This window comes from Nonomuraea sp. B19D2, from assembly GCF_040137845.1.
In the GTDB taxonomy this organism is placed as follows: Bacteria; Actinomycetota; Actinomycetes; order Streptosporangiales; family Streptosporangiaceae; genus Nonomuraea.
Genome location: NZ_JBEFAK010000002.1, coordinates 66152 through 85901, shown reverse-complemented (window position 1 = coordinate 85901; position 19750 = coordinate 66152). Strand labels below are relative to the sequence as shown.

The following is a 19750-nucleotide window of genomic DNA, read 5'->3' as shown; positions in this document are numbered from 1 at the left end:
GGTAGAGCGGGACCGGAACGGTTGCGGAGCCGCGACAGCGCGAACCGGTCGGCGCGCCGAGCGCAGGGGAGCGGTCAGGAGTGGACGGCACGGATCTCTGTCACGGTGAACGCGTCGACGATGTGCCGATTCTCGAGGAGGAACCCGACCAGTCCCGCGACTGCCTCCGTGCCCGTGGCGGCCCGCGCCTGTCCGCTGAGGAGGTAGACCAGGGGTGTGGACGGCTGGTCGAGCGCGAAGCGACGGCCGTGGCGGCGTACGTCCTTCAAGGCCCTGATCGGCATTGGCCGCTCCGACGTGAACCACACCGCGATCTCCCACAGCGGCAACATCGGGTCGGCCTCGGCCGAGGCGTGGTAGCAGTCGACACAACCGTTGCCGGCGTGCACCCCGTGTGGACAGGTCCATTGGGCGACATCTGCGGCGAGTTGGGGGCGCGCGCTCAACTTCGCCTCGCGCACGCAACGACGTACTCGTCGTACCGGCTGGTCGGACGGGGGAATGGAACCGGAAGCGATGATCGAGATCCTTTCGCTCAGACGGCATGTACGAACGGCACGCCAGTTTTCCCGCCACGGGTCAGCGTGGGGTCGAGGAACACCCGGGCCGGCTGGAGAGCGATGGGTAGGACTGATGAACGGCGGTTCGGCATCGGGTGTACCGCCTGTCTCCGGCAACAAGGCCGGTTGTGTCCGGGGCGCAGCCGACGCGGCTGTCGGCGGGCCAGATACCCCAGGGAATCCACCATACGCCGCTCGGCTCTCCGTGCCCGTCACACACGCTGGCCGCGCAGGCCAGGGCTGGACGCCGCCGCCGTCTTGCGCCGTGAAGAGGGTCGAAAGCCCTGCTCGGCGGCAAGAACGAGGGCGGCCACGCTCGCGCACCAGAAGCCGGAAGACGCGCCCCGCCTGCAGGTGACCGGCCAAGCCGATCGGCAGCCACCCGCCTGTCCGGCGAGCTCGACATCTTCACCAGTCCGACGTTGTGCTCACGCCTGCTGGACGTCCTGAAGTCCAGCACCAGCCTGCTCATCCTCGATCTTGGCGCGGTAGGCCGGAACCGCGTGCTAGGCTGTAGGCAGTTGCAGTTGTGGTACCCATAAAAGACTTTGTGCGCGCCTGACAGATTGTGATCTTCAGGCGCGTTTTGTTTTGCCGGTCATTTCCGGATGGGCTCATTGCGGCAACGCGGGATTCGCGCGGTGCGGATTCCTTACGTTGTGCACGTATCCGAAGGAGATCGACATGGCAACCGGAACCGTGAAGTGGTTCAACTCCGAAAAGGGCTTCGGCTTCATCGCGCAGGACGGCGGCGGCGCCGATGTCTTCGCGCACTACTCCAACATCGTCTCCAACGGCGGCTACCGCGAGCTGACCGAAGGTCAGAAGGTGTCCTTCGACGTCGTCCAGGGCCAGAAGGGCCCGCAGGCGGAGAACATCGTCCCCGCCTGACCTGACGGGTTTCCCGGGCCCGGTCCGCACCCGGTGCGGACCGGGCCCGTTCCGTCGCAATTCCCGTCGGCGATCTGTGCTTTTCGCGCGGTGACCGGCGGTGTTTCGCCGCCCAGCGCATTCATTCGGGCAAAAGACAGGCGGGTTGATCGCGCGCGCGTCCTGGCGAAAGCGCATCAGCCGCAGGAAGCGGAAGTATTTTTGGGCGACCGTCGATTTATTCGCCGGTAGAGCGCATACTGACTGCAATGAGGCCTGATCACGCCGCGGCCCGGCGACGCCCGCCAGGAAGTCCCTTCAAGGTTCCCGAGCCCCCTCCACCAGCCCCCGTCGAGCAGTTCGCCGTGGGAGACCAGGTGAGCCACGACAAATACGGCCTCGGCCGGGTCGTCGCAGTGGAGGAGGATGTCGCCGTTCTCGTCGATTTCGGTGCGGAGACGCGTCGTATCACGGCGCCGTACGCCAAACTCGTCAAGCTGTGACGAGGGCAGTCCGCTTCGAGTCAGCGGCTCCGCATGTCGGCATTCGCGTCGGCGTCGCCTCAGGCTCAGCCGGTCCTTGATGGCCGGAGACGGGCGGCACGCAGATGCCGAACCACCATTCACCGGACATACCCATCGCTCTTTCGACGCCGCAGCGGCATGCCGCTGGTCGTAGGTGGTCTGCAGCAGCTCCGCCAGGATGGTGGCTAAGAGGTGCAAACAGAATGAATCTTGACCGGCCGTGCATCCATGCTTCGATGCCCATCGAGATGTCTGAAGCCTAGGTTTGCGTTCCGGAGCCGTTGTCGGTCTCCGCCAGGTTGGGGGCAGTGAGTGTGCCCTGTCCGATCGTGTAACGCACTGAGGTGGAGGCCGAGAATGTCCGGTGAGATCCCGACCACTGATGATCGCGAACCAGCGCTGGTCGTGACGTTGATGATCGACCACGTACTCGACCTGGCGGCAACCTGGACAACGTGGGACGGTCGCCCGGTGCGCGCCGATGAGCGGGTCTACACCCCGCACAAGGCGATCCGCCGAGTCACCGATCACCTCATCGATCACCTCGCCGAGGTGGAAGCACGGCTGGCCGGCAACCCCACGATCCCTGATCGCTGGCATGCGTCGGCGAGCACAACCCCTGCCGATCTGGCGCCCTTCACTGACCAGGACCTGGACGAGGCCAGGAGCCGGCTCACCCGGCTCAGCCAAATCTGGGCCGACCGGCTGACCGCGCTCACTCCGGACCAGCTCGACCGGTCGCCCGGTGCGGGCTGGACATTCCGGCAGATCGCGTTCCACCTGGCCGACTCGGCCTACTACGCCGACGCCGTCGGGGACCTCTCGGCGGTTGGATCCGATCGCTGACCTCGATCACCGCCTTGGACCAGTCCTGCTGACCGGCGGTGTGCGGCAGGAACTCCCAGGGAATGCCGGTGTAGCGCACGAACGGGATGCCCGACAGGACCTTCCGGTTATCCAGGCGCTTGCGGCCCAGGTGATCGCCACGGCGTGGCACGATCGGCAACAACGGCTCAATCCGCGCCCACAACTCGTCGGGCTCGATCCACGGTGGCTGCTGGGCCGGCCTCAGCGCCCGTTGCCGGAGATGATGCCGCCGTACGAGCCCACCACCTTGACCTGGCCGAGCTTGGCACTTTTCGGCGGGATGTGCGCGACCACCTGGATCAGCTCGGTCATGGTCATGTACGTGTAGTACTTGCCGCGCAGGAGCCCGTTGTTCTTCTGGAAGACGTAGTTGCGCTTCGGCCCCTGGCGTACGTCGTAGCGCCTGGTCCGCTCGATGGTCGTGAAGGTGAGCGCGCCGCCGTCGGTCGTGCGCAGGGCGTACGAGGGGTACGCGGCGGCCGGCCGGGCGCTCTCGGTGAGCCGGGCGTACTGGTTCATTTTTATCCGGTTCGACGCGGCGGCGGTGGTGAGTTTGTCGGCGGCATAGCGGCTCTTCTCCGCCGTGCTGCCCTTGCCCACCAGGTGGGCGGTATAGCCCGAGGCGAACGCGGCAGGCGACATCAGCAGCCCGGCGGCGTCCGTCTGGCCCACTTCGGTGGCCGTCCCCGAGGCGTCCGTCGCGATCTGAGGCACTTCCCCGGCGGTCGTTCCCGCGAAGGAGTCGGGGGCGTACATCTGCCGCCAGCCGCCCCCGTCACGGGCGAACAGGAGATAGGTCGGCTCCTCGGCGGTCTCGCTCCTGCCCTTCCAGTACGCGGTGGTCAGGAACCAGCGCTGCCCCGGCACATAGAACGTGGGTCTGGTGTAGCCGAACGGCTGGTAGTCGTCGTCGCCGCCCAGCTTCCGGCTGGAGGCATAGGACGCCTTGTCGATGACGAGGCTGGAGCCGCCCTCGTAGCCCGCCAGCAGCTTGTCGCTCATGGCCTCGTTGGCCGCGTTGTTGCGCTTGACATAGTCCTCGACCACCGAGGCCGTCTCCTGGGCCGGCACGGGCGCCGAAGGCTTCGGCGTGCCGCTCGTGGCAGGTGGTGCCGACCGGTTCGCGCCCGGCACCGGCAGAGCAGAGCACCCCGCCATCAGGCACCCGGCCATCACGCCACCAACAACCCACGCAAACCGCCGCACCCCACACACCTCACACGCTTCCGCCCTAAAGCGCCCAAAGCTACCAATAGCGGTAACGCCGTGCGGCAGAACCCCCCGCCGACGCGGCTTCTTCGGAACGCTGCGGGCCGGGCGTACAGGTGGGATCCGCGAAGCATGGGTGTCTCCTGGCAGCGACGATCAGGGGGCGCGTCACGTGGGACCCGGCCGGGCCCGCCGGCTGGCGGGCCCGGCCGAGGGTGCTACGAGAGTGGGTTCTGAGTGAGCAGGTGTGCCTTGAAGCCCTCGCCGTAGGTGCTGGTGGGGGTGCCGCTGTAGTCGGTGATGAGCACGTTGCCCTGGCTGCAGCCCCATGGGTTCCACGTCCAGGCCGTGTACCCGACGCCGTGCGCGTCGGCCCATGCCATCACCTGGTCGATGTAGTCGTGAGCGCAGGAGTTCTGGCCGATCTCACCGGCGTGCACCGGCACCTGCGCGGCGACCGCACCGACCTGGCTGTCCCAGCACGAGGTGTTGGAGCAGGCGTTGAAGTTGTACGTGTGCCAGGCGGCCATCAGGTTGCCCGTCGGGTCGTCCGGCTTGTAGGTCAGCCACTGGCTCAGGTCGTTGGACCAGGTCAGGCCGCCGAGCATGATCACATTGGTGGCGCCGGTGGCGCGCACGGTGTTGACCAGCGACTGCATGCCGGCCACCGGGTAGCCGATGCCGGTGCAGGTGCCGCCGTCGCGCCAGCAGGTCCAGCCGGCGGTCGCGTTCCAGTTCGCGGCGGCGTCCGGGTAGGGCTCGTTGAACAGGTCGAAGACCACCGCGTTGTTGCCCTTGAAGGCGTTGGCCACGCCGGTCCAGAACGTCGGCGCGTACTGCGCGTCCGGCATCGGCTTCTGGCAGGTCGCCGCGGTGTCGGAGCAGCCGGTCCCCTGGCCGGTGTACTGGCCGTAGTTCCAGTGCATCTCCACGATCGGCGTGATGCCGTTGGCGACCAGCAGGTTCACGTAGTCCTTGACGTTCTGCTGGTACGTGGCGCCGCTGGGCGAGCCGTTGGTGCCGACCCAGCACTCCTCGTTCAGCGGGATCCGTACCGCGTGGATGTTCCAGGCCTTCATCGCGTTCACCGAGGCCTGGTCCACCGGGCCGCTGTCCCACATGCCCTTGCCCTGTACGCAGGCGAACTCGCCGCTGGCGCGGTTCACCCCGAGCAGGCGGTAGGTGGCGCCGCTGGAGGTGACCAGCCGGTTCCCGGAGACGCGCAGAGCGGGTGCCGTGCTACCGGTGCCGCCGTCGTTGTCGGCCTCGGTGGCGCTCACGGTGACGGAGGCGAGGCCGGAGGAGGCGACGGTGATCGGCCGGGCGCCGTTGGTGTTGTCGGCGTCCTCCGCGGCGCGTAGGGTCACGGTCTGCGGGGTGTCCCAGTTGGACGTGGTGAAGGTCAGGCCGGCGCCGCCGCTGACGGTGATGTCGCTGTCCCCGGCGCCCGCGGCGCTGGTGACGGTCACGTTGCCGGACGGCTGGGATCTCAGCCGGACCGTGTAGGTGCCGGTCGCCCCCTCGGGCACGCTCACGCTGGTGGAGGAGACCACCAGGGCCTGCTGCGTCCCTCCGGTACCGGTGCCTGAGCACGAGACGCTGGGCGCGTTGTTGACGCCACCGGTGTAAGTGCCGTTGAAGCCGACGGTCCAGGTGGCCCCGGTGCCCTTGGCGGCGTTGTAGGAGGTCGGGTTGACGGTGACGGCCGCGCCCGCCGGGGTGGGCGTCGCCGGGGTCGGCACACCCTCCCACATCTGGGTGATCACCTGGCTGTCGGGGAAGTCGAAGCTCAGCGTCCAGCTGGTCAACGGGTCACCGGTGTTGGTGACCGTGATCGTGGCACCGAAGGCGCTGCCGTTGTCCCAGCTCTTCGCATAGGTGGCCGAACACGACACGGCCGCGTCGGCAGCGGTCTGGACGGTGGCGAGCCCGAATCCGGCGAGCAGAACGGCGGCCGCGGCCGTCAAGGCTCTGCGCCACGAGTTCCGGTGGATTGGCATAGGGGTTCTCCGTGACGGGATCGAGGGGCGGAAGCAACCATGCGACATCCACCCAGGGAATGGGAGCGCTCCCAAACGATCTGCCTGCCCGGACCGCTTCGCAAGGACGCCCTACTTCCGGAACCGGGACGCCTGCGCCGACCTTGCACAAGAGGGAGAACGGCACTGAAACTTTCATCCGGGGTTCTCCGACGGGAGGCATCGCGAGGTGCCGACCTCCCGTACTCGGGTGCGAGGCCCGGCAGGTACGCAAGTGACGCAGTTCTATGACGACCGGACGGCGGGCAATCTGCTGCTCTGTATTGTCCGCCTCCGCGCACAGAACCCGACCCTGAGACAGTAGTTCGCCACACGAATTTGTTACGCTGGGCCGATGAGCAAGCATGTCGACGGCCCGATCGGGATGGCGTCCGCGCTGGTGCGGTCCACGTTCGTGGTGAATGCCGTGTATGCGAACTCCGCCCGCGAGTACGGCCTCACCCAGCAGCAGGGCCAGTTGCTGTGTGTCCTGATGGCGCAGCCGTACGGCATGGGCGAGCTGGGCCACGTGCTCGGCCTGGCCAAGTCGAGCCTGACCGGCCTGGTGGACCGCAGCGAGCGCAACGGCCTCGTCCGGCGCAAACCCGACCCTCGCGACTCCCGCGCGGTGCGGGTGGCGCTCACCAGGCGGGGCGCCAAGCTGGCCGATGGGTTCTACACCGAGACCTGCCGCCGCGTCGCCGAGCTGACCTCGGGGTTCGCCCCGGCGGAGCGCGACGCACTCGCCGGCCTGCTCGGCCGCGTCGTGGCGGACAACAAGGTCCACACCGTCTTCGTGGGGCCGGATCACATGTGCTGAACCCAGGAAGGAGTTGCAGTTCGGCCTACGAACTAATATGGTTCGTAGCACGAATTCAATCTCTTTCTTGGGTTGGAGTGTGTGAATCATGAGTCGTACAGTTGTGGTCATCGGCGGAGGTTACGGTGGTTCTGCGATCGCCAAGGCACTGGCCCCGGAGGCCGACGTCGTCCTCATCGACCCCCGGGACGCGTTCGTCAACACGGCCGGCTCGCTGCGGGCGCTGACCAGGCCCGACTGGGCGCACAACATGTTCTTCCCCTACGACCAGTGGCTCAGGCGCGGCACGGTGGTCCGCGACCGCGCGGTCTCGGTGGACCCCGGTGGCGTCACCCTGGCTTCGGGCCGGCGGGTCGAGGCCGACTACCTGGTTCTGGCCACCGGCTCCAGCTACGCCTACCCCGCCAAGCCTGCCTCTGACTCCACGGACGAGGTCGTGGACGACCTGCTCCGGACCCACAAAGAACTGGCGGGTTCCGAGCGGGTGCTGATCCTCGGCGCCGGACCGGTCGGTCTGGAACTGGCCGGCGAGATCAAGGAGGTCTGGCCGCACAAGCACGTGACCATCGTCGACCCGGCCGAGCAGCTGCTGGCCGCCTTCCCCGCGGAGATGCGCGAGGAGCTGCACCGCCAGCTCGACGAGCTGGGTATCCAGCTGCGGCTGGGCACCGGCCTGACCGCGCCTCCGGCGACCGAGCCCGGCCAGGCGGCGACGTTCACCGTCACGACGACCGGCGGTGAGGAGATCACCGCCGACATCTGGTTCCGCGCGCACGGCGTGCGCGTCAACAGCGACTACCTCGCCGACGGCCGGCTGACGACTCGTACGCCGCAGGGGCAGGTTCGGGTCACCGAGACCCTCAACGTGCACGGATACGACCACGTCTACGCCATCGGCGACATCACCGACGTCGCCGAGGCCAAGATGGCCGGGTACGCGATGCAGCACGCCGAGGTGGTGGCCCAGAACATCATCGCCCACCTGCGCGGCGAGCAGCCGGAGGCCGCCTACCGGCCGCTGCCCCACCCCATGATCCTGCTCCCGCTCGGCCCGCGTGGCGGTGTCGGCCAGCTGCCCACCCCCGACGGACCGGCCGTCGTCCCGGCCGAGACGGTCTCGGCGTACAAGGGGGCCGACCTGTTCACCGGCCGCTTCGCCGAGCAGTTCGGCTCCGCCTGACATGGACTACACCCAGCGGGTACGCCGGGTTTGCAGAGAAAGGCAGAACATTGTCCACACATAACGTCGTCTTCGGTTTTGGTGCGCATTCCAGAATTGACGACATACCAGAGCTGTTGCGCATGGCCCAGCAGGCCGACCGGGACGGGCTTGACATCTTCACGTTGTCAGACCACCCCTACATCGGCGACCGCCTGGACGCCTACGCCGCGCTCGGCTTCATCCTCGGGCGTACGCAGCACATCGCCGGCTTCGCCAACGTGAGCAACCTGCCGACCCGGCCCGCTCCCATGCTGGCCAGGACGGTGACGTCGCTGTCGGCGCTGTCGGGCGGCCGGATCGTGCTCGGCATGGGCGCGGGCGGGCTGTGGGACCGCATCGCCGACATGGGCGTGCCGCGGCTGACGCCCGGCGACGCCGTGGACGCCTTCGAGGAGGCGATCGTCCTGGTCAAGCTGCTGTCGGGCGGCGGCGCTCCAGTCACCTACCAGGGCACCCACTACCAGGTGAACCAGATCGAGCCCGCTCCCGTCGCCGCGCCTCCCGTGTGGACCGGATCGGTCGGCCGGAAGTCCCTGGCCGCCACCGGCCGGGTGGCCGACGGCTGGATCCCCGGCCACGCGGCCGACTGGCTCAGCGAACGCTACCGGGCCTCCCGTCCGATCATCGACGAGGCGGCGGCGTCCGCCGGCCGCGATCCGAGCGAGATCCGCACGGTCTTCAACTTCCCCGGACGCATCACCGACCGGCCGCTGCCCGCCACCCGCGACCGCGACGGCCGCTGGCTCGGCGGCTCCGTCGACCAGTGGGTCGAGGAACTGACCGGAGCCGTGCTGGAGCACGGCGCGTCGGGCTTCACGCTCTTCTCCACCGGCCACGGCGCCGTGGACCTCACCGTCCTGGCCCGCTGGGCCCAGGAGATCGTCCCGTCCGTACGGGAGGCGATCGCGAAGTAGGGGCCCATGAGCACGTAGTCACAGCACCGAGACGAGCACCATGGATCACGCCGGATTCCTTCCGAAACCATGCAACGGACCTGACAGGTGCGGAGCTGGGGTGGAAGGAGTAGGGGGAGCGAGGAGAGGAAGGCGGAGGGGTTGAAACGGGGAGAGGCTGCGGCGGAGACAGGCTCAGAAGATCGGGAACCTGGGGGTCGCGCCGGGACGCGCGAGATCGAAAACCGCCCGAGGCGCTCGGCGCGGCCCACGCCCGGGCCCTCCGCAACGGCCACGGCCGCGCCGTGGCAAGCCCGCGTCTCTGCCCCTCCATCTCTCCTACGTCATCGGTGATGACCTCCTGAGATGCCCGGACAGTGTCGCCGCCGCGGCGTACCGTCGAAACTCCAGCCCCGACCTCCTGCGGAGTTGCGACATGAGCACGCCCCCGCACGACCTCCAGCCCCCGGCCTCCGCCCCCGCGTCGCTCGGCGACCCACCGGCCCGCGCCGGGGCCTCCGCCCGTGCCCAGTACGGGGCGGAGCTGGCCAAAGGCCGCCGCTCCCGGCTGCTGCTCCGCGTCCTCAAGGCGGCCCTGCCCGGCCTGCTGGTCGGCTACCTGCTCGGCTGGAAGCTCGGCCTTGCCCTCGCGCTCATCGTCGCCCTCGTCGATCTGGGGCGCTTCTGGCGCTGGTCGAGCGTCTCCGCCTGGCGCAAGGGCGCCGCCGGCGAGCGCGCAACCGCCCGGCTTCTCGTTCCGCTGCAGGCCGAGGGCCACATCTGCCTGCACGATCGCGCCATCCCCGGCAGCAGGGCGAACATCGACCATCTCCTGGTCGGCCCTACCGGCGTCTGGATCATCGACAGCAAGAAGTGGCACCGCCGCACGCAGCTCCACGGGCGCGGCAAACAGCTCTGGATCGGACGGCGGCCGGCCGATCGCCTGCTACGCGGCATCGCCTACGAACGTTCCGCCGTCGCCCGGGTCGTCGACCGCGCAACCGGCAACATGGTCGGCGTCTGGCCCTTGGTCGCCGTGCACGGGGCCAAGGTCCCCGGCATCGGCCGCCCCCTCGTTCTCGTTCTCGACGGGATCACCCTCCTGAAAGCCGGTCAGCTCCGCCGCTACATCCGCCAGACCAGCGAGTCACTCTCGCCCGACCAGGTGGCCGATCTGGCGCGCACCCTCGACCGCGCGTTCCCGCCCTACACCGCGTAGCCCGCCCGCCCGCGCCACCGCGGCACACGCCTCGGCCAACCCGGCACGAGTCCGGCACGGGCGCGCGCCACTCCCACCGAACGGGGTCTCCGTAGCATCCGCCGAACATCCAACGCATTTGGCTGACCAGCAGAAACGGTGGAGGTAGACCCATCGTGGGTGGGCGCGGCAGGAAATGAAGGGGGTCCGCTCACCCCATGGTCGTCGGCGCGGCGGCGGCTCCGTCGTGTTCGCGCAGCATGCGTAGGACGGTGGCCGGGGACGGGTGCCGGCCCTTCTTCTTGCCCTTGGTGATCACGAGCCTCGCCGCGATGTCGCGCAAGCTGAGGTTCTGCTCGCGCAGGTGCAGGGCCATGGACAGCATGGCCTCGTCGGTCACAGCGGCGCCGCCGATGGTCCTGCCGCGGGCGCGCGCCGATTCGTGGCCTTCTAGGGTGCGGTCGCGAATGTACTCGCGCTCCATCCCGGACAGCGCGGCGAGCACGGTGAACACCACCCCGGACGGGTCGTGCGAGCCCTGCAGCTCGCCGGTGAGGAATTCCAGGCCGATGCCGGCGGCGCGCAGCTGCTCGGCCAGGGCGGCCAGGTCGAGGCCGCGGCCGAGCCGTTTGTGCTCGTGTACCACGAGGGTGACCGCGACCCCCGCCGAGCGGAGCTCGCGGGCCAGGGCGACAGCCTTGTCGAGTTCGGGGCGGGTGGTGGCGCGGGTGGAGATCTTCTCGGAGAAGACGCGGGTGACGCCGGCGGCCTGGAGCGCGTCGAGCTGGGTGTCGAGGGATTGGCGGACGGTGGAGGCGCGGGCGTAGCCGATGCGTACGTGCCCGGCCGGTTCGGTGCCGGCCGCGATGGGGCGGGGCAGCTCGATCCAGAGCGTGCCCGGCTTGCGGATGGGTGGGGTAGCCACGGTGAGCGCCTTGGCGAGCGCGGGCACCAGCCGGAAGCGGGCGGTGTGGTACTGGACGGCCACCTTGCCCTTGCCGGTCCGGCAGGGTGAGCCGGCGGGGGCGGCGCAGGTCATCGGGCAGGCGTGGGCCTCCACGCGGAGGTAGTCGTCGTGCACCCCGGAAGTGTTTCATAGGAGCGTTTCACCCGGCTACATGTTTGCACCGACCTATGAAACAGCATTTGCCCTGGGCGCGTCCGGCCGGAGACGGTGTTTCATAGGCGTTCATTATCCTATGAAACAGACGGCGCATGCCACGATGTTCAGCCCGCTATCACCACTGGACGCGGCACGCGCTCGTGGCGGCGAACGGGAGCCTCCGCCTCATACGACGGAATCCTGGACCGGGCCCGCGAATTCCTTGCCGGGACCCATCCCTTCAGCGCGGGCGGGTTGGGATGTGAGGGTAATGGCCAATTCGGCGAAGGCGGTGGCCGTTGGGAGCGGGTTGGCAGGCAAGGCGAGAAGAATGGTGCGCTCAGCAGGCGGGTCCAGCGGGATCGCGTGCACGCCCGGGCGATGGGCGGGCAGCGACAGTTCAGGGACGATGCTCACCCCGAGCCCCTCGGCGACCATGGCGAGAATGCTGTTGGTGTCGCGCACCCGGTAGTGGCACTTCAGGCTCGCCCCCGCTGCCCGCGCGAGTGCCGTGATCAGAGGCTCACAACCGCCCGTGGACATGATGAACGGCTGCCGGGACAGTTCGACCACCGGTATCGAGTCGCGGACGCCCAGGTCGTGACCGCTGGACAGGACGGCCAGCATGCGGTCGGTGGCGAGTGGTCGCGCCATCAACCCTGCAGGGAGCGCGGCCGTGGTGGCCCGTGCGCCCGCCACCCCGGCTGACACAGTTGCGATATCCGCCGCTCCCGTTTCGAGCCACTCCAGCACCTCGTCGTCCGAGCCTTCCATCACCGTGAGCCGCACCTGCGGATGCGCATCCTCGAACCGCCGCAGGATCGGCGGCAGCAGCCGGACATTGGCGCTGGGGATGACACCGACGCGTAGGCTGCCACGCCCATGCTTCCGGGCTGCGGCCACCTCCTGCTCCAGCACTTCCACCTGGGTGAGGATGAGTGTGGCGCGGCGGCACACGGCACGCCCAGCCGCCGTCAGGCTCACCCCGTGGTTGCCCCGCACCAGCAGCGCGACGCCGAGCTCGCTCTCCAGGGCGCGCAGCGCGTGGCTGACGGCAGACTGCGTGGTGGCCAGTTCCTCGGCGGCCCGGGTCATGTTGCCGGTGCGTGCGACCGCCTGCAGGATCCTCAGTTGGGTGAAGGTCATAGCGCCGCGCGCAGCAGGCCGACGACCAGCGGGTGCGGGGCCTCAGGACGCGAGCGGGTTTGCGGCACGAACAGTGTGGCCACGTAGTAGGGGTGGCCGGGAATCTCCAACACCCGGGCCTCGCCATCACCGTCCACTCCTGTGACTGAGAAGCCACCGTCGTGCAGGGTCTCCTGCCGGCTGGGGTCGAGACCGAAGTTGCAGTAATACTCCTCTTCTACCTCGGTCCGTCCGTACAGTGCGGCCACTCGGGTACCGGGGACCAAGGTGACAGGCATGGTCTTGCCGGCCAGCGAGCAGGTCAGTTCCGACACGAAGAGGGTAGAGGCGTATGGGTCGTACTCTGCGTGCTGTGCGTCCTCGTAGCCGAGCACGTGGCGGGCGTACTCGATGACCATGTGCTGGCAGCCGCCGCACGTCCCAAGGGTGGGCACGCTGTGTTCGCGGCCGTGCCGAAGCGCGGCGAGGGCGCCGCGCAGGCTGCGGTACGGACTGCCGGGCGCGCACCACAACACGTCGGCGGCCTTGACCTCGGCCAGGTCAGATTCGAGCGGTTTGGTGGCCAGCCAACGGACGTCCACCCCGATGCCGAGGTGCGCGGCGGCGTGCCGCAGCGCGTCGTCGGTAGCCACGTGCGGAGGAAAAACTAGGTCGCGGTCGCCAATGACCGCGACACGCAGAGATCGGTCCATGGCCTCACTATGCGACGTTCCGGCCTGAGCACCAATACCAGACCATGCGTGCGCCATGAGCAATCGCTCATATCCAGGCGGGAAGCCTCTCGCAAATTATCCCCTCGCCTCTGCCGAGGGAGCCCACAGGCGTGCAGACCACTTCGCGCATCCGTGCACACGACTTCGGAAACTGACACAGACAATCATGGAAAGTCTCGTTTTCACGTTCCGGGACCGTTTCAGGGATGGCTATGAAGGTGGATTCGAGAGCCAGGGGTCAGTCAGATTGAGAGCCACTAGGTGATCAACTGAGCTTGGAGTGTTGGTGAAAACGGGAGCCATGCTCCAGCGGGCGGGGCATGGCTCTGGTGACGCTGAGTGAGCTAGGTCAGCCGGCTTGTTCAGCTCTGGCTCGGGTTTGGGCGAGGCGGTAGGAGTCGGTGCCGGTCTCCATGATGTTGCCGGCGAAGGTGAGGCGGTCGACGATCGCGGTGCAAAGGCGCGGGTTTGCGGAGCTATCTCGAAAGGTGATCTGCAGAGTCAGCCCTGGAAGGAGGAGCCTGCCGGGTCAGCCCGAAAGGAGCCTGCGGGGTCAGCCCGAAAGGAGCCTGCGGGGTCAGCTTGGAGAGGCTGTGGGTCAGCTGGGAAGGAGGGCGTAGTTGACGATCCACAGGCCGGGGATCACCTCGACCTCCCCGACCAGCGCGAACCTCAGCCCCTCGTACAGCCTCCGCGCGGGCGCGTTGTCCCGCCCGGTGGCCACCACGACCCTCCGCCCGCCTGCCCTGGCCAGGACTTCCTTGACCAGCGCCCGCCCGATCCCGCGCCGCAGCGCGTCGGGATGCACGACCAGCCGGTTGACGTCCACCTCGTCGTCCGATTCCTCCCACGCCACGGCCCCCGTCAGCCGCCCGTCCTCGTCCACCGCCCCGAGCCACCGCAGCGGCTGCGCCCGCAGGTCGGCCAGGCTCTCGTGCAGGGGCGGTATGCGATCATCCTTGATGAGCCCGGCCTCGATGGCGTACGCCGCCTTCTGCAGGGCGAACAACTCGTCCCCGAGTGGATCCTCCGCGGGCGAAATTCCGGTAATGAGCACCGGACGATTATCCTTTGCCGACCTCCCGCAGCGCACTCACGGACCTGGACCGGAAGCGGTCACCGAAGCGCTGGCTATGAAGGTGGATCCGAGAGCCATGTGTCGGTCGGTTTGAGAGCCACTTGCTGATCAACTGCCTTGAGTGTTGGTGAAAACGAGAGCCATGCCCGTGGGTCTGGGGCATGGCTCTCGTGACGCTGTGTGAGGGGTGGGCCGGAATATGCCAGCAACCTGCCGCGAGGGTCAGTCTCCAGCACCGTGGCCAGGGCAGGTGATCCGATAACGCTGCCGCGAGAACGGGGTTTGTGACGGACCTTGTGAGCCATCGCCGCATTTCAGAGGCACACCTGCGCTGTTCTGCCAGCGGTGAACTCTGCCAGCGGTGAACACCGGCCCGACCGGGCTCGACGATCACTACAGTCCAGTCTCATGACGACAGTGACAACCCGCACGGTCGAGTACCCGGCCGACGGCCTGACGATGATCGGGCACCTTGCGCTGCCCTCCGGCACCGGGCGCCGCCCCGCGGTGTTGCTCGGACCAGAGGGCCCAGGGCTCAGCGACGTCGAGCGCCGCCGAGCCGATGCGCTCGCCGAGCTGGGATACGTGGCGCTGGCCTTCGACCTCCACGGCGGGCGCTTGCTCACCGACCCCGAGGAGATGCTGGCCCGTTGCATGCCGCTGCTCGCCGACCCCGACCGGATGCGGGGCATCGGCCACGCGGCGCTCGACGTGCTGCGCGCCGAACCGCGGACCGACCCCGACCGGATCGCCCCGTCGGCTACGGCACCGGGGGCGCCATCGGGCTGGAGCTCGGGCGCGACGGCGTCGATCTCCGCGCGATCGGGACAGTCAACGCACTGACCACGGGCCGACCGGGCGAGGCGGCGCGCATTCGCTGCCCGGTGTGGGCCGGGGTCGGGTCGGAAGACCCGATCATGCCGCCCGCGCAACGGGACGCGTTCACCGCCGAGATGCAGGCCGCGGGCGTCGACTGGCGCCTCGTGGTCTACGGCGGCGCCTTGCACGCCTTCCACCACCCGCCGGTCGACCACACCGTGGTCCCCGGCGTCGGCTACCACCCACGGCACGCGCAGCGAGCCTGGCGCGACGTCGTCGACCTGCTCGCCGAGTGCCTGCCCGTGACGGAGTGATCTGGTCAGTCCAAGCTCGGCCACCCGCTGACGGCGTCTCGGTCACCGAGGCCGCCCGCACCCTCAAGATCGGCCGCTCCACCGCCTACGCGGCACTCGCACAACGCTGACCAGCAGCTATCGGGCGAGCCTTGGTCTACTCGATCTCAGTGCGTGATCTCCCCCTGAGGATCACGCAGTGGTCCTGCATACGCTCTCGCCACGCCTCAAAGCACTACATCGAGAGTGGAGGAAAGTGTGGGAAAGATTGCCGCCTTGGGTGTTGGCGTTATCGCTGCGCTGACGCTCGGATCCGGGATGCCCGCACAGGCAGCCGACGTCACCACCGCGCCGGATTCGGCGCATAGCTTCTGCGTGGCCGGAGCCGAAGACCTCGGAACGGTCAAGTGCTACGCCACTCGGGAAGCCGTGGCCACGGCCAGAGCGGCTGAAACGATCTACGGGGAGGTCGTGTTCGACAAGTTCAACGGCGGCCAATTCACGGTATGGGCTCGGAGCCCCTGTTCCCCCGGGGCACGGCAGAGCGTCAATCTCGCCACCTGGGATAACAACACGGCATCCCGGGGGCGCATGACAGATATCTCTGGGCCGGGCGCTTGCAGGAAGTGGAACGGCTACGAACTGCCTGGGTGCAGTGGGAACTGGCTGGGCGGGGGCACGGCTGGAGGAGGCTGGGCGAGTGTGGGCATCAATCGCATGATGTGCGTCCAGTTCCTGACCTAGGACTGGCTGGTCACCAAATGAGGTCCTGGGCACAGGGATGCCCAGGACCTCATGCATGTCCGCTCTCTCAGGTGTCCCGGCACGTGAAGAGGTGCCCGCACTCATGCGCGGCCTGCCGGGTGCGCAGCCGGCGGTACGGGCCCGTCCGGCGCCAGCCCTGGCCTGCAGGAAAGCCCTTACCGTACGAAACGGTTCCGTTGCAGGTCCACCCCCGTAGCACGGGCGAAGCGACGGCGGCATCCCCGGATGGCTGCCGCGCGAATCGCGCTCGGCCCGGGCCTGGACCTTCTGCGGCCAATAACCAGGGGTCGTGTCGCCGTAGATGGTGAGCGGGTTCTCCACGAACCACGTCATCCGGTAGGGGCGGTACAGGTGCCCCTCCGCCTCCCAGCGCAAGATCTGCTCCGCCTCGGCCATGGCCGTTTCCTGCGCCTGGCGCCGGTAGCTCCGCTGCCACAGAGCGTGCCTGACCAGCACGGCCAGCAGGAACGCGAGCGCGATCCCGGGCAGCGCCCACAACCAGGTGTCCATGATCCTTCCTCTCTTCGCGGGTGGTTTCGGGCGACCGCGAGGGCGGGGGCGGCGACGAGGGCCTGTTCAAGGGCATCTTCTACCGGTACGCCGCGGAGCTGGTGAAGGCCGGTGACCAGCCGGGGCTCCGGCGGTTCCTGCTGGACGGCACCTCCCGGCTGTGGGAGTCGTGTCTGCGGGACGGCTCACTGCTCGCCAACGACGACTGGCGTCATCCAGCGGAAGGGAAGATCGCCTACTCCACCCAGCTCAGTGCCATCATGGCCACGGAAGCCTGCGCGATCGTCGTCGACCACGAATGACGCCCCGAGGAGATCCCCCGGCCTCCGTGCGATCGAGCAGGCCTTCGGCGATCTCCCTCGCTGCTCACCTGGGTGAGCAGCGAGGGGAGATCGCCGGACATGGATCACCTTCCTCCCGCCTCTCCGGTTGCCGAGGGAATGGGCTCAGCTCGTGGAGATGCGCAGGGCTGAGCGGTGGACCCAGGTGGCCCAGCGCCAGAGCCACTCGATGGGGCCCTGGCGGTAGCGGCGCAGCCAGAGGGCGGAGAACAGCCACTGGGCCGTGAGGATGGCTCCAGCGGTCAGGTACGCCGTCGTCAAGGACTGGCCGATCGGCAGGCCGAGGAGGTGAGTGGCCGCCAGAACGAGGAGTGTGGCGGTCAGATAGTTGGTCAGTGCCATCCGGCCCAGTGGCGCGAAGACGAACTGCAGCGCCGGTCGCAGCGGCGTTCTGAGCAGGATCAGCAGGACGCACACGTACACACCGGCGAGCAGCAGATCGGCCAGGGTGGACGTGGAAGACAGATACGTCGTGGCCCCTACCGCCCGCATGCCGGCCTGTACCCAGAGGGCAGAGGCCACCCCCGCCGCGAAGACCAGGCCCAGCAGGACCGGTCCTCGGGTGGACCGCTCGATCTTCTCGATCACGCCGTATCGGACCAGCGCCGAGCCCAACAGGAACAGCCCGGCAATCAGCAGGGGCCCGCCCCCGCCGATCACCGCCACCGTCAGGAGCGCGGCGGAGCTGCCGGCCACGGCCCACCGCGGCAACCAGGACGAGGGCAGCAGCACCAGCAATCCGACGATGGCGTACTTGGTCAGGATTTCGCCTGGCCACAGCAGCATATGGACGAGGCCGATCGCGAGCAGCGCCAGCAGCCGGCGCAGCAGGGCCAGCCGTGGGCGGGGGGCGCGGTTCGCGGCGGAGTCCAGCAGCAGCGAGAACCCGATACCGAACAGTAGGGAGAAGATCGGGAGCCCGAGCCAAGGGTCCCAGTCGCCCATGGGCTGCGCAACGACGGCGGTGCCGTCGTTGGCTATCAGCTGGATGTTGGCGAGCAGGATCTCGCACAGCGCGAACCCGCGCAGGACGTCGAGTGCGGCGATACGCGGCCGGCCGGGGGAGGTCACCGCGGGGGCCTCCCACGCCGTCGCCTCGGCGGAGGTTAAGGGAGCATCGGGACCGCCGGCGGCCGGTCCCGAAGCGTGATCTTCATAGGGCATGGGCCTCATCCTGCGGATGCGGCCCGGCGCGGACACCGGCCACAAGTTCAGTTCCGCGGTCTGCGACCGTACTTTCGGCCGGTTCAGCGCGCGGATGCTGGTCGCCTAACGGTCTTTGGTCGCCGTGCACAAACCGATGGTGGCCGCAAAGGATCGTCGCGATGGCCGTGCGGCCACATCACCGGGTTCCGCGCTTCTTGTCGCGCTCTTCGACCAGTTTGGCGAAGTCCGATTCGGAGGTGGCGAACTTCGTGATGCGCTGCTTCGGGTCGGTATTCACGTAGAAGAGCCAGGGACCGGTGGCCGGCTTCAGCGCGGCCCTGATGGCGTCGTACCCCGGGTTGCCGATGGGGCCGGGCGGCAGGCCGAACCGCCGGTAGGTGTTGTACGGCGACGGGCTCTTGAGATCCTTGAGCACTACGCTGACGCCGTACTTGTCCAGACCGTACAAGACGGTGCTGTCCAGTTGCAGGCGCATTTTCCGGTTCAGCCGGTTGTAGATGACCCGGGCGATCTTGGGCATGTCCTCGTGCCTGCCCGCCTCGGCCTGGACGATGCTGGCGATGGTCAGGATCTCCAGCGGTGTTCTGCCGGCCCGCCTGGCGCCGTCGACCAGGTTGGTTTCCTCGGCGGCGGGTCCGAACCGGGCCACCATCGCCCTGAGGATCTCGCTCGGGCTCATGGTCGGGGAGAGCTCGTAGGTGCCGGGGAGGGCGAACCCTTCGAGCGCCCCCTCGGCATAGGTCGGCAGGCCGAGCGCCGTGCCGTCCTTGGCGGCCTGCTCGAACTCCGCCACCGGCTTACCGGTGAGCGACGACAGCTTCTTGAAGAGCTGCGAGAGCCGCATCCCTTCCACCACGGTGATGGTGGCCGCCGAATGGCGCTCGGGGGCCAGGCTCGGGACGGCGGCGGCTACATCACCGGGGGCCCGCGACGACAGCCCCTGGACCACGAGGGTGGATCCGACGGCCAGTGCGGCGACGGCCGACGCCGCCACCAGGGCGAGGCTGCGGCGACGGGGCCGGCGCTCATGGACCTGGAGGAACCGGCCCGGCGCGGGTGGCTGCTCTTCGTCGGCCATGTCGGAGAGGGTCTCGCGCAGCAGGTTCTCGATGTTCATCCGAATTCCCTCACGATGGTCAGCTCAGGTGCCGTCTTCTTCAGGCGTTCCAGCGAGCGGTAGATCTGGCTGCGTACCGACCCCACCCTGATGCCGAGCAGCCGCGCGATCTCGGTCTCAGAGAGATCCTCGAAGTAGCGCAGCACGAGCATGGTCCGCTGCCGGGGTGTGAGCCGGGCGAGGGCCGCGCGCATCACCATGCGAAGGTCGACGACGTCGGCGTGCCCGTCGCCGATCTGGTCGGGCAGCCATCCGGCCGACACCTCCACGACGCGTGACCGCCGCCGCCACCAGCTCACCTGCTCGTGGTACATGACGCGACGGACGTATCCCTCGATGGCGGCCGGATCGCGCAGACTGCGCCACTTCGCGGCTGTCTTGACCAGAGCCGACTGCACCAGGTCCTCGGCAGCGTGCCGGTCACCGGTCAGCAGGTACGCGGTACGGAACAACGCCCCCGATCGGTCGACGATGAAATGCCGAAATGCCGCCTCAAATCCTGGATCCACCCGTCCTCC

21 protein-coding genes and 1 pseudogene are annotated in these 19750 nt (G+C 68.5%); 11 read left to right on the top strand and 11 right to left on the bottom strand.

The window, feature by feature from the left end; all coding sequences use genetic code 11:
* Positions 1 to 74: 74 nt before the first annotated feature.
* Positions 75 to 461 carry a hypothetical protein gene (locus ABN273_RS04040; RefSeq protein ID WP_349447251.1) on the bottom strand — a complete coding sequence of 129 codons (387 nt, stop codon included), beginning with the start codon at positions 459 to 461 and terminating at the stop codon, positions 75 to 77.
* Positions 462 to 1244: 783 nt separating this feature from the next.
* On the opposite strand from ABN273_RS04040, the gene ABN273_RS04035 reads away from it, so the two are divergent.
* The 3 genes from ABN273_RS04035 (at position 1245) to ABN273_RS59400 (ending at position 2800) form a co-directional block, all read left to right on the top strand.
* Complete coding sequence (locus tag ABN273_RS04035; protein ID WP_349447250.1) at positions 1245 to 1451, top strand: cold-shock protein; 207 nt, start codon at positions 1245 to 1247, stop codon at positions 1449 to 1451.
* A gap of 248 nt (positions 1452 to 1699) precedes the next feature.
* On the top strand, positions 1700 to 1933 hold the full coding sequence (locus ABN273_RS04030; RefSeq protein WP_349447249.1) for a hypothetical protein: 234 nt from the start codon (positions 1700 to 1702) through the stop codon (positions 1931 to 1933).
* Positions 1934 to 2311: 378 nt separating this feature from the next.
* Positions 2312 to 2800, top strand: coding sequence for a hypothetical protein (locus ABN273_RS59400; protein ID WP_502910952.1), 489 nt, complete (start codon positions 2312 to 2314; stop codon positions 2798 to 2800).
* A gap of 31 nt (positions 2801 to 2831) precedes the next feature.
* On the opposite strand, the pseudogene ABN273_RS59395 reads toward ABN273_RS59400, so the two are convergent.
* The 3 genes and pseudogenes from ABN273_RS59395 to ABN273_RS04015 all read right to left on the bottom strand — a co-directional run.
* Positions 2832 to 2984: pseudogene (locus tag ABN273_RS59395) on the bottom strand (transposase); the annotation flags it as partial.
* Between the two features lie 38 nt (positions 2985 to 3022).
* Positions 3023 to 3979 (bottom strand): DUF8094 domain-containing protein, encoded by a 957-nt coding sequence (locus tag ABN273_RS04020; protein ID WP_502910947.1) that lies wholly within the window; start codon positions 3977 to 3979, stop codon positions 3023 to 3025.
* Positions 3980 to 4248: 269 nt separating this feature from the next.
* Complete coding sequence (locus ABN273_RS04015) at positions 4249 to 6030, bottom strand: cellulase family glycosylhydrolase (RefSeq protein ID WP_349447247.1); 1782 nt, start codon at positions 6028 to 6030, stop codon at positions 4249 to 4251.
* A gap of 373 nt (positions 6031 to 6403) precedes the next feature.
* Between ABN273_RS04015 and ABN273_RS04010 the strand changes: the two genes are divergently transcribed.
* From ABN273_RS04010 to ABN273_RS03995, 4 genes are all read left to right on the top strand, one after another.
* Positions 6404 to 6868, top strand: coding sequence for a MarR family winged helix-turn-helix transcriptional regulator (locus tag ABN273_RS04010; RefSeq protein WP_349447246.1), 465 nt, complete (start codon positions 6404 to 6406; stop codon positions 6866 to 6868).
* A gap of 88 nt (positions 6869 to 6956) precedes the next feature.
* Complete coding sequence (locus ABN273_RS04005; protein WP_349447245.1) at positions 6957 to 8048, top strand: NAD(P)/FAD-dependent oxidoreductase; 1092 nt, start codon at positions 6957 to 6959, stop codon at positions 8046 to 8048.
* A gap of 50 nt (positions 8049 to 8098) precedes the next feature.
* The gene (locus ABN273_RS04000; protein ID WP_349447244.1) at positions 8099 to 9004 is read left to right on the top strand and encodes an LLM class flavin-dependent oxidoreductase; all 906 of its coding nucleotides are present in this window, start codon (positions 8099 to 8101) and stop codon (positions 9002 to 9004) included.
* A gap of 415 nt (positions 9005 to 9419) precedes the next feature.
* On the top strand, positions 9420 to 10202 hold the full coding sequence (locus tag ABN273_RS03995) for a nuclease-related domain-containing protein (RefSeq protein WP_349447243.1): 783 nt from the start codon (positions 9420 to 9422) through the stop codon (positions 10200 to 10202).
* A 190-nt stretch (positions 10203 to 10392) separates the two neighbouring features.
* On the opposite strand, the gene ABN273_RS03990 is transcribed toward ABN273_RS03995, so the two are convergent.
* The 4 genes from ABN273_RS03990 to ABN273_RS03975 all read right to left on the bottom strand — a co-directional run bounded on the left by ABN273_RS03990 (position 10393) and on the right by ABN273_RS03975 (position 14199).
* Positions 10393 to 11262 (bottom strand): recombinase family protein, encoded by an 870-nt coding sequence (locus ABN273_RS03990; protein ID WP_349447242.1) that lies wholly within the window; start codon positions 11260 to 11262, stop codon positions 10393 to 10395.
* A gap of 207 nt (positions 11263 to 11469) precedes the next feature.
* Positions 11470 to 12429 carry a LysR family transcriptional regulator gene (locus tag ABN273_RS03985; RefSeq protein WP_349447241.1) on the bottom strand — a complete coding sequence of 320 codons (960 nt, stop codon included), beginning with the start codon at positions 12427 to 12429 and terminating at the stop codon, positions 11470 to 11472.
* Entirely contained in the window at positions 12426 to 13121 is a 696-nt protein-coding gene (locus ABN273_RS03980) for a CTP synthase C-terminal region-related (seleno)protein (RefSeq protein WP_349447240.1), read from the bottom strand. The genes ABN273_RS03985 and ABN273_RS03980 overlap by 4 nt, the downstream gene beginning before the upstream one ends.
* 619 nt (positions 13122 to 13740) lie before the next feature.
* Positions 13741 to 14199, bottom strand: coding sequence for a GNAT family N-acetyltransferase (locus ABN273_RS03975; protein ID WP_349447239.1), 459 nt, complete (start codon positions 14197 to 14199; stop codon positions 13741 to 13743).
* A 429-nt stretch (positions 14200 to 14628) separates the two neighbouring features.
* Between ABN273_RS03975 and ABN273_RS03970 the strand changes: the two genes are divergently transcribed.
* From ABN273_RS03970 to ABN273_RS03955, 4 genes are all read left to right on the top strand, one after another.
* Positions 14629 to 15063 (top strand): dienelactone hydrolase family protein, encoded by a 435-nt coding sequence (locus tag ABN273_RS03970; RefSeq protein ID WP_349447238.1) that lies wholly within the window; start codon positions 14629 to 14631, stop codon positions 15061 to 15063.
* On the top strand, positions 15000 to 15353 hold the full coding sequence (locus ABN273_RS03965) for a dienelactone hydrolase family protein (RefSeq protein WP_349447705.1): 354 nt from the start codon (positions 15000 to 15002) through the stop codon (positions 15351 to 15353). The genes ABN273_RS03970 and ABN273_RS03965 overlap by 64 nt, the downstream gene beginning before the upstream one ends.
* A gap of 237 nt (positions 15354 to 15590) precedes the next feature.
* Entirely contained in the window at positions 15591 to 16076 is a 486-nt protein-coding gene (locus tag ABN273_RS03960; protein WP_349447237.1) for a hypothetical protein, read from the top strand.
* Positions 16077 to 16627: 551 nt separating this feature from the next.
* Positions 16628 to 16909 (top strand): hypothetical protein, encoded by a 282-nt coding sequence (locus tag ABN273_RS03955; RefSeq protein ID WP_349447236.1) that lies wholly within the window; start codon positions 16628 to 16630, stop codon positions 16907 to 16909.
* A gap of 144 nt (positions 16910 to 17053) precedes the next feature.
* Here the strand turns inward: ABN273_RS03955 and ABN273_RS03950 are convergent, their stop codons facing one another.
* The 3 genes from ABN273_RS03950 to ABN273_RS03940 all read right to left on the bottom strand — a co-directional run bounded on the left by ABN273_RS03950 (position 17054) and on the right by ABN273_RS03940 (position 19741).
* Positions 17054 to 18112 (bottom strand): DUF418 domain-containing protein, encoded by a 1059-nt coding sequence (locus tag ABN273_RS03950; RefSeq protein WP_349447235.1) that lies wholly within the window; start codon positions 18110 to 18112, stop codon positions 17054 to 17056.
* Between the two features lie 178 nt (positions 18113 to 18290).
* The gene (mltG, locus tag ABN273_RS03945) at positions 18291 to 19232 is read right to left on the bottom strand and encodes an endolytic transglycosylase MltG (RefSeq protein WP_349447234.1); all 942 of its coding nucleotides are present in this window, start codon (positions 19230 to 19232) and stop codon (positions 18291 to 18293) included.
* A complete protein-coding gene (locus tag ABN273_RS03940) occupies positions 19229 to 19741 on the bottom strand; it encodes a SigE family RNA polymerase sigma factor (RefSeq protein WP_349447233.1) in 513 nt (170 codons plus the stop codon). Before ABN273_RS03940 ends, mltG begins: the two co-directional genes overlap by 4 nt.
* Positions 19742 to 19750: the final 9 nt, after the last annotated feature.

Coding starts and splice junctions, on each gene's coding strand:
- ABN273_RS04035 (WP_349447250.1), top strand. CDS start 1,245: ATGGCAACCGGAACCGTGAAGTGGTTCAACTCCGAAAAGGGCTTCGGC.
- ABN273_RS04030 (WP_349447249.1), top strand. CDS start 1,700: ATGAGGCCTGATCACGCCGCGGCCCGGCGACGCCCGCCAGGAAGTCCC.
- ABN273_RS59400 (WP_502910952.1), top strand. CDS start 2,312: ATGTCCGGTGAGATCCCGACCACTGATGATCGCGAACCAGCGCTGGTC.
- ABN273_RS04020 (WP_502910947.1), bottom strand. CDS start 3,979: ATGGCGGGGTGCTCTGCTCTGCCGGTGCCGGGCGCGAACCGGTCGGCA.
- ABN273_RS04015 (WP_349447247.1), bottom strand. CDS start 6,030: ATGCCAATCCACCGGAACTCGTGGCGCAGAGCCTTGACGGCCGCGGCC.
- ABN273_RS04010 (WP_349447246.1), top strand. CDS start 6,404: ATGAGCAAGCATGTCGACGGCCCGATCGGGATGGCGTCCGCGCTGGTG.
- ABN273_RS04005 (WP_349447245.1), top strand. CDS start 6,957: ATGAGTCGTACAGTTGTGGTCATCGGCGGAGGTTACGGTGGTTCTGCG.
- ABN273_RS03995 (WP_349447243.1), top strand. CDS start 9,420: ATGAGCACGCCCCCGCACGACCTCCAGCCCCCGGCCTCCGCCCCCGCG.
- ABN273_RS03985 (WP_349447241.1), bottom strand. CDS start 12,429: ATGACCTTCACCCAACTGAGGATCCTGCAGGCGGTCGCACGCACCGGC.
- ABN273_RS03980 (WP_349447240.1), bottom strand. CDS start 13,121: ATGGACCGATCTCTGCGTGTCGCGGTCATTGGCGACCGCGACCTAGTT.
- ABN273_RS03970 (WP_349447238.1), top strand. CDS start 14,629: ATGACGACAGTGACAACCCGCACGGTCGAGTACCCGGCCGACGGCCTG.
- ABN273_RS03950 (WP_349447235.1), bottom strand. CDS start 18,112: ATGCCCTATGAAGATCACGCTTCGGGACCGGCCGCCGGCGGTCCCGAT.
- mltG (WP_349447234.1), bottom strand. CDS start 19,232: ATGAACATCGAGAACCTGCTGCGCGAGACCCTCTCCGACATGGCCGAC.